This is a genomic window from Aquitalea sp. USM4 (assembly GCF_004328945.1).
GTDB lineage: Bacteria > Pseudomonadota > Gammaproteobacteria > Burkholderiales > Chromobacteriaceae > Aquitalea > Aquitalea pelogenes.
Genome location: NZ_CP029540.1, coordinates 44,212 through 54,370 on the forward strand (window position 1 = coordinate 44,212; position 10,159 = coordinate 54,370).

Below are 10,159 nucleotides of genomic sequence, written 5' to 3' on the forward strand. Positions count from 1 at the left end.
ACTGGATATACGGGCTGCTGATCGTGACCTTGTTCTTTGTCTGCATCGCCCTGGTGCAGCTGCTGGAGATGATTCCATGAGCCACGCCCAACACTTTATCGAGACCGCCACGACGCTGGAGGTGCTGAACGAGGTAAGCGACGACCCGTTCGTCAACGGGACGCTTGCTCACTGCCTCGACCTGCTGTTGGCCGGTGATGCTGTAACCGGTAAGCGCGTCTGGCGTCAGCTGGTGGAGCAGGGCGCAGCTGCACGTTCCAGCAAGGAGAATGCATCGTGATAACCGACACCCAGATGTTCGATTTCATCGCCAGGGTGAACGCGGCATTCGACGGCATCCAGCCGCGCCCGTACATCACCCTGCGCATGCACGCTACTGCAAATGAGCGCCGCGTTTTTGCCGAACTGAATAACGCCATGGGCAGCCAGTCCGAGCCATGGATTAGCTTGAAGGACTTTACTGACGAGGAGGCTGACAAGCTGGGCCAGCGCCTTGTCACGATGCTGGCCAACCGGATACAGCAAGAGCAAGCCCGCGTAAGGGTGGAGCGAGCCAATTACGCCAAGCGTCGCGGAGATAGTCGCGGCGGAAACTGGTGGGGTACTGGCCGCCTTGGTGCAGAGAAGGAGGATGCAGCATGAACCGAGACGACCTGCGCCGCGCTTGGCGCGAGCTGTGCGAACGCTGGGGGCCGATAACCTGCGGCGACATGCCAGCCACACGACTACAGCGCGCCCTGATCGACAGGGTGACACCAACCAAGACGCCAGCCGACAAGCTGGCGTTGCCGTTTTAGGAGCAGGATATGAGAACCAGCGAATCTATTACCAAGATTGCGCCAGCCCTGTTGAAGGCGCAGCAGGCCATCACCTTTGCGGCCAAGACCGCACAGAACCCGCACTTGAAAAACAAGTATGCAGACCTTCCGGCAGTAATCGACGCGGTCAAGGCTGCGCTGAACGATGCCGGGATTGTGTTCATCCAGACCCCCGGCGAGTCCAGCAATGAAAAGCTGCTCGTCCTTACCACGCGCCTGTTGCATGAGTCTGGTGAGTGGATTGAGGACAACGCTACTGTTCCGCTGCCCAAAGCCGACCCGCAAGGATATGGCTCCGCAATGACCTATGCGCGCCGATACTCTCTAGCGGCCATCTGCGGCCTGTATCAGGATGACGACGACGGCAACGCGGCAAGCATTGGCGGCAGCAAGCCAGCCAACGACAGCCGCCGCGATACCAAGCAATCACCGCTGAAAAAGGCCCTGCACGATTGCGGCGCGACTGAGCAATGGTTGATCACCATGGCTGAAAAGGCAGGCTGGAAGGGCGCGACGGTGGCGGCAATCGAGGCCGATAAAGACTGGAACGCGTGGGCCATGGAAAACATTGAGCAACGGAAGGTGGCATGATGGCAGCCGAAGACATTAAAGACCTGGTAGTAATCGAAAAGGCCTCCGTTCAGGAGGTTTTTCTACATCGCCCCACACTGGACGGCATCCTTGAGCAAATCCGCGCCAAGGCTTTAAGCATTGTTCCTGACCTGTCTACTGCAACCGGTCGCAAGAACATTGCCAGCGTGGCCTACAACGTCGCCAAAGCCAAGACCTACATGGACGACTTGGCGAAGGAGCGCGTTGCCGAGTTGAAAGATTTGCCGAAGCAAATCGACGAGTCCCGCCGCTACATGCGCGATTTCCTTGATTCCCTCAAAGATGAAGTTCGCCAGCCGCTGACCGAATGGGAGGAAGAGCAAGCCCGGCTTGAAGCTGAGCGCAAGGCAGCTGAGGAAGCTGCTGCGCTGGCCGCAAAGATAGAAGCTGACCACGAACTGGCCTTGCTGATGGACCGCGAATGGGAGCGTGAACGCGAAGAACAGCGTCAAACAGCCATCCGCGCCCAGCAGGAGCGCGAGGCGGAGATTGCCCGGCAAGCAGCCGAACAGGCCCGTATCGAAGCGGAACAGCGCGCAGAAGCGGAACGCAAGGCCGCCGCACAGCGCGAGATTGACGCCCGACTTGCAGCAGAACGTGCCGAGCAGGAACGCCTTGCCGCAGAACAGCGCGCACGTGACGCCGAAGCCCGCGCCATCCGCGAGAAGGAAGAAGCTGAGGAGCGCGCCCGTCAGGCAGCAATCAAGGCCGAGGAAGATGCCAGACTCGCCGCAGAGCGCGCAGCAGCAGCCGAACGTCAGCGTCAAGAGAATGAGCGACTTGCCGCAGAGGCCGAGCAGCGCCGCCGCGAAGCCGATAAAGAACACCGAGCCGCAATCAACCGAGAAGCGTTGGCCGACATACAGAAGCTGGGCATACCCGAGGATCTGGCTAAAGGGATCATTGCCGCTATTGCCCGCGGCCTAGTTCGCCACATAACCATCAACTACTGAGAGACACCATGAACAGCATCACTTTTGACGGACGACTGGCCGCAGACGCCGAGCTTCGCTACACCCCGAGCGGCGAACCGGTGCTGAGCTTCCGCGTGGCCAGCGACATCGGCTTTGGCGAGCGCAAGACCACCAACTGGTTCCAAGTTCAGCTATGGGGCAAGCGCGGCGAGTCGCTCCAGACGCACCTCAAGAAGGGCCAGCAAGTCACCGTGTACGGCCAGCTTACCCTGCGCGAATGGCAGAACAAGGAAGGCCAGAAACAACTGTCGCCGGATGTGCGCGTGAACGAACTGAGCCTACAAGGCGGCAAGCGTGAAGGCGGCTCGTCCATGGACGACAACTACGCCTACGGCGAACCGGCTGCCCAGTCCCGCCCGGCCGCCGCACCGGCCGCGCCGCGTCGCATGGAAGCCAAACCGGCACCGAAGCTGGATGACATGGATTCAGATATCCCCTTCTAGGAAGGAGCGGAAATGCAGCACGATCTTAAGTCGTGCAAGAAATGCGGCGAGGCCAAACCCCTCGCCCTTTTTTATGCTAACGACAACTCATGCAAGGAATGCAGGAAAGCGATGGTTCGAGCAGCACGGGCTAGAAACATTGAGCATTACCGAGAGTTTGACCGCCAGCGAGCAAGCCGTCCGGATAGAGTGGCCGCAAGGGAAGCCTATTCAAAGACTGATGCGTTCAAGCAGTCTCACGCAAAGGCGGTACGGAAATATCGCGAGAGGCTGCCTGACATGTTTACGGCAAGAACGGCCGTCGGAAACGCACTGCGCGATGGAAAGCTAGAAAAACTCCCCTGCTGGGTATGTGGAGCTGCTAATAGCGAAGCGCACCACCCCGACTACTCAGCCCCGCTAGCTGTTACCTGGCTATGCGACAAGCACCATAAGGAAACACACAAAATGGCAAACGAACTTCGGCGTAAAGCCGCAGCCCCGCTTGGCCTGCAATCGCGCTTCAGCGTACTGGTGATGTGAGGAGATGAGCATGACCCCATCCCCGCTTGACCTTGCAAGGGAGAAAGCGCGGGCGTTGCGTGAGTCTGGCGTGCAAATCGTCAGGCTAGACCCAATCGAAAAGGCCCGCACCAACCCGCAGTCTAAAGCACTCGCCATTCGCGCCAAGTGCTGGGAGTGCGTAGGCGCTGGCCACGATGCAAACCCGCGCCAAGAAATCCGGGACTGCTCAGTAACGCACTGCCCGCTTCACCCTGTTCGGCCTTGGCAAAGCAAACCCGAGGACGACGAAGCTGATGCGTAGACGCACCCCCACCCGCAACGCACGTAAGTGGAGCTGGTTTAGCATCCACGCCAAGGCCCGCACTAAGCGGGCCTTTTTACGAGGAAAGCAAGATGAAAAGTAGTCTTGCATTGGCGGCAGCACTTGCCATTGCAGGGAAAGCCGACAATTGCTTCCCTGCATTTGCGCCATACGGACATGGATACAGCGGGATCAGCTGGGCAGGCAATCAACAGTCCCGCCCGCAGTCTGGAGTCGCACAGCGACGAGCCAAAGCCAAGGCAGTACGGAAAGCCAAACAAACCCAGCGCAGGAAGTCGCGCAAGTAACCCTTCCCCCTAGACACGACCATCCCGCCTCCTCCGCTCGCCCGAGCACCCGCCTACTCTGGCACCGCCGAACGTCCCACTCTACCGGGTGGTCGTGTCTCACCTATTTGGAGTTGATATGCAACGTAGAACGATATCAGCCAGCGAAATGCCACGCCTGCAGTCCACGCCCCTGCATGTACTGCTGGGCATGATCAAGATGGAAGACGTGTACGTCCCGGTGAAAGAAGCGGCAAAGAGCGGTGACTTCCCGCTCAGTCGACTTGAACTGGTCACTGCGCGCCTTGATCTGGTGCCCGACGTGTTCACATCCAGCGACATCCAGCGCACCGCGCACATCTGCAGGTCTGCGGCCAACTACATCATCAGGTCGGCATCGGAATACGGCCTGTGCCGTATAAAAAAGCGTGACCAAGCACATGGACACACGTATGAGAAGGTGAAGCCATGAAGAAGCACTGCAAACGGAAAAAGTGGGGTATGCCAGAGTGCCAGCTTGCATACCAGGCTGCGCGGTTTGCCACGATTGACAACCTGATGACCCAAATCGACTCCGGCAGCCTGACGGTAGATGTGATTGACGGTGTTGAGCATGTCACCTACTACGACCTATTCGCCCAGCGCGACTGCAAGCTGGTACCGGCCTTGCTGGACTGGATCGCATTCATGGGTGAAATGTGCCGCCGTAAGATGCAGCCGCCGCATACCTACTTCCATAGCAAAGTGGCCTCGCACCTTGCCAATGCCCAATTGCTCACGCCAGACCTGATTAACGGCATGCGCGCCGAGATCGAAAAACACAAGGCCATTTACAGAACGACAACCAAGGACTTGCGTGCCGAGGTAGCGACCTGCATCGGCATCAAGAAAGAGTACGGCCTTGTCGGGAGTCTTGCATGAACTACGAAACCAAACAGGTAGCCATGCAGCTATCAGACAACGTAGTACGCCACGGCACTCTGTATCCGTGGGTGACTAACCAACGCGGCGAGATGTGGGTGGAGTGGACGCCCATGTACGACGGGCTAAGCAGTGGCGCATTTGTGGAGGTGGCAGCGTGAAATCCCTGATTTTTCTGATTGAAGGCGGCAAAGCGCTTGAACTGATCAAGGCGCACATTGCGCAAAAAAAGGTTGTCGTTGCTGCCAGAAAAGCGATGGCTGATGAACTTGGCATTTCAGAGGGCGTGACTGATGTAATTGATGGCCGTCTCTTGGCCGTGGCCTTTTCGGGGCAGCGGCACCCTGATTTCAAAGCACCTGACCGAAAAGGCATGAGCTACCCGAAAAAGCGCAGCGAATGGGAAAAGCGATTTGCCGAAGCGCCTGCATGCAAAGACCCGGTGACGGTAATTGGCGAAGAACTTGGGGTGCCGACATCAATCAGCTACACCAATGCCGGCGGATTTGGTGGCTGGTCATCAATAGGCAATCCGCTTCGGGAATGCGGTTTTCTCTACCTTTCCGAAAACGGACCTTACGCAATGTGGATACCTGATATTCCAAGCGCAGTATCCAGCCATGAAGCTGATGGATACCAGGTGAAAGAACCTGCCAAGTCGTTTATCCCCGAGTTTGAAGGATGCCGCCGTATTGAAAATGAGGAGTGGGACATTATGGTTGCCCGTCACAAGCTGGCGAAGAAGATGTCTGCATCATGACCCACCTCTACTACATAGACCCCCTACCAGACTACACCGAGGCCCACACGATGGGCCTCAACTTTTTGGGAGAGTGAGATGAGCAACGAACAATGCTGCCTCTGCGGAGCAGTGGGGCATGACTCGAAGGATTGCAAAATGTACTCGGTGAAAGTGAAAGGAATTCACGCGGTAAAAGGGCATGCCGTTCCCGTCGAATACGCTGCCGGATGGGATGCTGCGCTTGACGCTGTGCAAGCCGCCCGCGCCCAGCCTGCCAATATCCAAGACGGATATTCTTGGGCTTTGGATTTGCCCGGCAAGCCAAGCATTGATGGCCTGCATGCGATTGTATCCGAGCAGCCTGCTGACGCATCGGAACCTGCTGGTGCCAAGGTCTACGCAATCGACACCATCCGTACCCGCGCAGATCACCTGGCAAAATGTGCATGGCAGCTGCTCAATGCCTGCATCAGTATCAAGATTGCCCGCAATCGGTACGATGATCGCAAAACTGCGACCGCCGCAATGGAATTGAACGCGCAGGAGGAGGTGTTTGCCGAGTACACGCACGCCGTGCGCATGGCGATATACGAATACCACAAGCGCGTGCAGCGCGAGATTGATCTGCGTTTCAGGCAGCCCGCCCAGCCTGCCGGTGAGGCGGTGGCGTGTGCGGCTGCACTGGAGGATTGTGACTGGTCAGGCGTGCCAATTGGCAACAAGGCAGTGATTGCGAAGGCCATCAGTCTGCTGCGCACCGCCCCGCCCGCGCAGCTTGCACCAGTGGCCGGTGAGGCGGTGGCGCACCCGCTTGATAACGATGATGCCGCAATCCGCCTTGCCATTGAAATTGGCGCTTACGATTGTATCCATTCACCCAATGGGAAGCCGGAGCTGCGCACATGGTCTGGCGATAATTCAGCGCAGGCAAGGCAAATGACGCGCCTCGCTATAGTTAAAGCGGCAGTTGCAGACGGGAAGTACACCGCCCCGCCCGCGCAGGTGCAGGATGCTGAATGGATTGCAAAGCTGCGCCATGAGCTATTGTTTGCGCCGATGAAATCAAATTTCACCATGACGCGGGATGAATTGATTCAACTGCTTGGTGGAGTTTCTGCACTCGCCGCCGCCCCGCAGCCTACGCAACAGCCCGCGCAGGTGCCGGATGGGTGGTGCGCCACGATTGACCCCGAGTGCTTTAGCGCGCAAGACCGAAAAATGACAGTTGTTTCTGGCTATATGGCTGGGCAGGCATACAACGAAATTTGCAAATTGCTGGTCGGCAATTGGCCTGATGCGAGATTGCAAGAAAATGCGCCATTCGCGCACAAGTTCTTTATGGAACTGTTTGGTGCCGCCGCCCCGCAGCCGAAGGGAGGGGAGTGATGCGAGACGTATGCCCGTTTTGTCATCGCGACCCATATGAGTACGTGGATGTTGGCGTAGGCATGGTTCCGGTTGCCGTTACTTGCTGCGATCTAGGATGCGCCTTGCTCGACTGGCGCAATAAGCCAGCCCAACGGTTTGCCCGCAAGCTGTTGAATCTTCGCCGCAGCTATTCCCCGCGCAAGAAGGCCCGCTACCGTCGTCTGATGATGCAGATGGATTACTGAAAGGAAACCCGCCATGACTGACCAACAACTGATCGCCCAGCTGCTGGGGGCGCTTAAATTGGCAGAACCTGTAATGGACGCCCATGCAGGACCTTCACGCCTTGCGGATTTTAAATCAGCCATCGCCGCAGCTGAGGCGCGGGAGGGATGCAGCTGCGGCCACGATAGCGATTGCGGAATGCATAACTCAGAAACACCTTGCGCGTGCAATTGCACTGTCAGAAAAGGATTTGAGCGTCGATTCGATCTGTTTAATCTGGATAGGATAATTGATTCAGAAGGTGACGATGTATATGCAGACGATCTTACGCAAGGTGCGTGGCTGGGATGGAACGCCCTGCTCGCCAAGGGGGGTGTATGACCACACGTAAATTGGTATCGCCGGTCATCATCAGGCCGAAGCATGGCGCGTTTAAGGGCGTGCCGCTGGTGGCGATCAAAAATGACAATTCCGGAAGTTGTAATCGTTGTGTTTTTATGGGACTTCTAAGTTGCGTTAGATGGCCATGCAATTCTTTCCACTACGAACACGCGGAGGTGAGGGATGAATAAGCAGCAACTCGACACAATTCGTGGCCAGCTAAACAGCAATGCGTATTACCGTCCATCTACCGTCAAAGCCTTGCTTGACTATATCGACGCCGAACGCGAAGCCAGGATTAAAGCTCAGAAGGAAACTGAGCAACTACGCGAGGACTTGACCAAGCGGGCGCAGCAAGCGCAGAAGGATGCTTATCAGCGCGGGCTGGCCGACAGCGGGATGTCGCTCAAATTGGTAGCTGACATCCGCTTTGCCCTTGGCGACGACGGCAAGCGCATGCAGGGAGAGCTGGTGGAGTATTGCAAGGAGCTGCGCCGGGATGCGGAGCGGTTGCGATTCTGTCAGCGCGACCCAGAAAAGGGCGATTTCGCAGTGTGTAAATGGGATTGGGACGAACTGTCTTGGATGCCGACTAACACAGACGCCATCGACGCAGCGATGCAAACACAGGCCCCAGACGGAGACCAGCATGGACGCTGACACACTCAAGAAGCTGGCCAAGCTGCTGATGACCGCCAAGGCTGACATCAACCGGGCGAACACAGAAGCAAACAAGCACACCGGAAACGTAGCCTCGCACATAGCCAGCAACACATCCAGCGCATGGATAGCAGTTACCGACGCTCTGCACATCGTTGAGAAGGAAAGACGGGCGCAGAAGCAACCAACCACACAGGCCCCAGACGGGGCCTGATTCATTTGGAGGGGATGATGACTACATGGCACGTGTACATGGAAATCGCAGCCGCCGAACGCAGCAGTGACCATGAGCTGGAATCCATGTTTCAGGGCAGCGCGCACCAGATCCGCGCCAGCCTCGCAATCATGAAGGCACAGGGTATGGAGGTAATCCCATGCGAGGGATGCGATAACCGAGATAAGACGGGCCGATGCCAAGGCCATGAAGAAGACACCACAGCCGCCGACAAGGCGGCTTAGTTTTGGAGGGTAGAAGATGGATGAAGAATTGACAGAATCGATTAAATCCCTGGTACAGGCATTATCTAAGCCAAAACTGGCGATTCCAATTGACAAGCAAATATGGGACACGGAAGCGTGCTCGCAATATTTGCTTGTCAACGCGCAACACTTTAGTACGAGAATTGCTTGCAGACCAGATTTCCCAGCCTGCATTGATATATCAACTGGCGGAAAAAGAAATCCACGATGGAAAGCCGTGGAAGTGATGCGGTGGGTTGATAGTAGGCAGGAACGAAAACGTGCTTAATCTAGCAAGTGGACGTATTCGCTCATCTTTGGCGCATAGTAAGTGTTTTGCAATATACGCAAATCACGATGCCCGCTGATTTTTGCAAGAGTCATTACGTCCACTTTCTTTGATAACCTTGTTAAAGCTTCACGTCTTGAATCGTGGAAATGCAAATCTTCAATTAAAGCTCTTGCCTTTGCCTTTCTAAACATGGCATCTAATGTTGCTGCTTTAATTGCAAAGACATATTCACTCCCTTCTGTTGCCTTCATAACTTGTTCGAAAATGCGCAAAGCCTCTTTAGACAGTGGAACATCGCGAGCGTGGCCATTCTTTGTTTTGGGAAGATGAATAATCCGATCTGATAAATGCGCATGCTCAAGCGTTATATTGCATATTTCTCCAGCGCGCATTCCAGTTTCAATGGCAAAAAGCCATGCCGCTCCAACGCGAGCCATCATGGTATCTGGCGGAGAATTATAGTCATACCCTGTGGCAAGCAATAAACGCTCCGTTTCATCATCAGTTGGGCGTCTATTTCTTGCTGCAGGGGCTGATGGCTTTTTAACCGAAAGCATCGGGTTATGAGAAAGCCAACGCCATTCTTTTACTGCCACGCTGCAAGCATTTTGCAATATTGCCCACTCGCGAATAACAGATAACTCTGAAACATCTTTTAGGCGATCATCGCGCCAGGCTGCGACAGTTTCAGTGTTGAAGTTTGACAGCTTAGTGTCGCAGAGTGATGTGTACTCACGAATGAACAGAGCAATTCGCAGTTGCTCCCAGCGCCCACCGCGCTTTGACGGCGATACTTCCTCGGCGTATCGTTTCAGCAACTCACCAAATGTTCTATTGGGAGCCAGTCCAGCCCGGCCAGACGAAAGGTCGTTTTCGATGGCAGTTGCCCATGCCTGAGCTTCTGCTTTCGTTCTGAACGTTGCAGTCTTGTTGATCCCGCCTTTGCGGACCCTAGCCTGCCACCCTGCTTTGCGTTTTTCGTAAGTAGCCATCTGCGACAATCCATGCGACAAATCTGCGTCACATGGTACAAGATAACTGTCGATAATTGTCGCTTATTGTGATTTTGGCGCAGGCCAGAAATGGCCTTGAAAGTCTTGCTGGATATGCATTTGCAGCCAATTGTGGGCAAATGCAAAAATCATCTGTGGTGCGAGCGGAGAGACTCGAAC

At 55.8% G+C, this 10,159-nt stretch carries 18 protein-coding genes; 17 read left to right on the plus strand and 1 reads right to left on the minus strand.

Annotation, left to right across the window (positions count from 1 at the left end; genetic code table 11):
• The first annotated feature begins 76 nt into the window (after positions 1-76).
• The 17 genes from DKK66_RS20040 (at position 77) to DKK66_RS20105 (ending at position 8,984) form a co-directional block, all read left to right on the plus strand.
• A complete protein-coding gene (locus DKK66_RS20040; protein WP_131361237.1) occupies positions 77-280 on the plus strand; it encodes a hypothetical protein in 204 nt (67 codons plus the stop codon).
• Positions 277-642 carry a hypothetical protein gene (locus DKK66_RS20045; RefSeq protein ID WP_131361239.1) on the plus strand — a complete coding sequence of 122 codons (366 nt, stop codon included), beginning with the start codon at positions 277-279 and terminating at the stop codon, positions 640-642. The genes DKK66_RS20040 and DKK66_RS20045 overlap by 4 nt, the downstream gene beginning before the upstream one ends.
• Positions 639-797, plus strand: coding sequence for a hypothetical protein (locus tag DKK66_RS20290; RefSeq protein WP_165494259.1), 159 nt, complete (start codon positions 639-641; stop codon positions 795-797). The genes DKK66_RS20045 and DKK66_RS20290 overlap by 4 nt, the downstream gene beginning before the upstream one ends.
• A 9-nt stretch (positions 798-806) precedes the next feature.
• Positions 807-1,409, plus strand: coding sequence for an ERF family protein (locus DKK66_RS20050; RefSeq protein ID WP_131361241.1), 603 nt, complete (start codon positions 807-809; stop codon positions 1,407-1,409).
• Complete coding sequence (locus DKK66_RS20055) at positions 1,406-2,383, plus strand: hypothetical protein (RefSeq protein WP_242673638.1); 978 nt, start codon at positions 1,406-1,408, stop codon at positions 2,381-2,383. The genes DKK66_RS20050 and DKK66_RS20055 overlap by 4 nt, the downstream gene beginning before the upstream one ends.
• An 8-nt stretch (positions 2,384-2,391) precedes the next feature.
• A complete protein-coding gene (locus DKK66_RS20060; protein ID WP_131361243.1) occupies positions 2,392-2,847 on the plus strand; it encodes a single-stranded DNA-binding protein in 456 nt (151 codons plus the stop codon).
• Between the two features lie 12 nt (positions 2,848-2,859).
• The gene (locus DKK66_RS20065; protein ID WP_131361245.1) at positions 2,860-3,369 is read left to right on the plus strand and encodes a hypothetical protein; all 510 of its coding nucleotides are present in this window, start codon (positions 2,860-2,862) and stop codon (positions 3,367-3,369) included.
• Between the two features lie 739 nt (positions 3,370-4,108).
• Positions 4,109-4,411 carry a hypothetical protein gene (locus DKK66_RS20070; protein ID WP_131361247.1) on the plus strand — a complete coding sequence of 101 codons (303 nt, stop codon included), beginning with the start codon at positions 4,109-4,111 and terminating at the stop codon, positions 4,409-4,411.
• Positions 4,408-4,860: a hypothetical protein gene (locus DKK66_RS20075; RefSeq protein ID WP_131361249.1), complete on the plus strand. Its 453-nt coding sequence runs from the start codon at positions 4,408-4,410 to the stop codon at positions 4,858-4,860. Before DKK66_RS20070 ends, DKK66_RS20075 begins: the two co-directional genes overlap by 4 nt.
• Positions 4,857-5,021 (plus strand): hypothetical protein, encoded by a 165-nt coding sequence (locus DKK66_RS20295; protein ID WP_165494260.1) that lies wholly within the window; start codon positions 4,857-4,859, stop codon positions 5,019-5,021. The genes DKK66_RS20075 and DKK66_RS20295 overlap by 4 nt, the downstream gene beginning before the upstream one ends.
• Positions 5,018-5,620: a hypothetical protein gene (locus tag DKK66_RS20080; protein ID WP_131361251.1), complete on the plus strand. Its 603-nt coding sequence runs from the start codon at positions 5,018-5,020 to the stop codon at positions 5,618-5,620. Before DKK66_RS20295 ends, DKK66_RS20080 begins: the two co-directional genes overlap by 4 nt.
• A 78-nt stretch (positions 5,621-5,698) precedes the next feature.
• On the plus strand, positions 5,699-6,988 hold the full coding sequence (locus tag DKK66_RS20085; RefSeq protein ID WP_131361252.1) for a hypothetical protein: 1,290 nt from the start codon (positions 5,699-5,701) through the stop codon (positions 6,986-6,988).
• Between the two features lie 104 nt (positions 6,989-7,092).
• Entirely contained in the window at positions 7,093-7,215 is a 123-nt protein-coding gene (locus DKK66_RS20625; protein WP_255434285.1) for a hypothetical protein, read from the plus strand.
• Between the two features lie 13 nt (positions 7,216-7,228).
• Complete coding sequence (locus tag DKK66_RS20090) at positions 7,229-7,576, plus strand: hypothetical protein (protein WP_131361254.1); 348 nt, start codon at positions 7,229-7,231, stop codon at positions 7,574-7,576.
• Between the two features lie 183 nt (positions 7,577-7,759).
• On the plus strand, positions 7,760-8,236 hold the full coding sequence (locus DKK66_RS20095) for a hypothetical protein (RefSeq protein ID WP_131361258.1): 477 nt from the start codon (positions 7,760-7,762) through the stop codon (positions 8,234-8,236).
• Positions 8,226-8,450 (plus strand): hypothetical protein, encoded by a 225-nt coding sequence (locus DKK66_RS20100; protein ID WP_131361261.1) that lies wholly within the window; start codon positions 8,226-8,228, stop codon positions 8,448-8,450. The genes DKK66_RS20095 and DKK66_RS20100 overlap by 11 nt, the downstream gene beginning before the upstream one ends.
• A gap of 261 nt (positions 8,451-8,711) precedes the next feature.
• Complete coding sequence (locus DKK66_RS20105; protein ID WP_131361263.1) at positions 8,712-8,984, plus strand: hypothetical protein; 273 nt, start codon at positions 8,712-8,714, stop codon at positions 8,982-8,984.
• On the opposite strand, the gene DKK66_RS20110 is transcribed toward DKK66_RS20105, so the two are convergent.
• Positions 8,981-9,979: a site-specific integrase gene (locus tag DKK66_RS20110; RefSeq protein ID WP_131361265.1), complete on the minus strand. Its 999-nt coding sequence runs from the start codon at positions 9,977-9,979 to the stop codon at positions 8,981-8,983. The genes DKK66_RS20105 and DKK66_RS20110 overlap by 4 nt on opposite strands.
• Between the last annotated feature and the right edge of the window lie 180 nt (positions 9,980-10,159).

Coding starts and splice junctions, on each gene's coding strand:
- DKK66_RS20040 (WP_131361237.1), top strand. CDS start 77: ATGAGCCACGCCCAACACTTTATCGAGACCGCCACGACGCTGGAGGTG.
- DKK66_RS20290 (WP_165494259.1), top strand. CDS start 639: ATGAACCGAGACGACCTGCGCCGCGCTTGGCGCGAGCTGTGCGAACGC.
- DKK66_RS20050 (WP_131361241.1), top strand. CDS start 807: ATGAGAACCAGCGAATCTATTACCAAGATTGCGCCAGCCCTGTTGAAG.
- DKK66_RS20055 (WP_242673638.1), top strand. CDS start 1,406: ATGATGGCAGCCGAAGACATTAAAGACCTGGTAGTAATCGAAAAGGCC.
- DKK66_RS20060 (WP_131361243.1), top strand. CDS start 2,392: ATGAACAGCATCACTTTTGACGGACGACTGGCCGCAGACGCCGAGCTT.
- DKK66_RS20065 (WP_131361245.1), top strand. CDS start 2,860: ATGCAGCACGATCTTAAGTCGTGCAAGAAATGCGGCGAGGCCAAACCC.
- DKK66_RS20070 (WP_131361247.1), top strand. CDS start 4,109: ATGCCACGCCTGCAGTCCACGCCCCTGCATGTACTGCTGGGCATGATC.
- DKK66_RS20075 (WP_131361249.1), top strand. CDS start 4,408: ATGAAGAAGCACTGCAAACGGAAAAAGTGGGGTATGCCAGAGTGCCAG.
- DKK66_RS20295 (WP_165494260.1), top strand. CDS start 4,857: ATGAACTACGAAACCAAACAGGTAGCCATGCAGCTATCAGACAACGTA.
- DKK66_RS20085 (WP_131361252.1), top strand. CDS start 5,699: ATGAGCAACGAACAATGCTGCCTCTGCGGAGCAGTGGGGCATGACTCG.
- DKK66_RS20090 (WP_131361254.1), top strand. CDS start 7,229: ATGACTGACCAACAACTGATCGCCCAGCTGCTGGGGGCGCTTAAATTG.
- DKK66_RS20095 (WP_131361258.1), top strand. CDS start 7,760: ATGAATAAGCAGCAACTCGACACAATTCGTGGCCAGCTAAACAGCAAT.
- DKK66_RS20100 (WP_131361261.1), top strand. CDS start 8,226: ATGGACGCTGACACACTCAAGAAGCTGGCCAAGCTGCTGATGACCGCC.
- DKK66_RS20105 (WP_131361263.1), top strand. CDS start 8,712: ATGGATGAAGAATTGACAGAATCGATTAAATCCCTGGTACAGGCATTA.
- DKK66_RS20110 (WP_131361265.1), bottom strand. CDS start 9,979: ATGGCTACTTACGAAAAACGCAAAGCAGGGTGGCAGGCTAGGGTCCGC.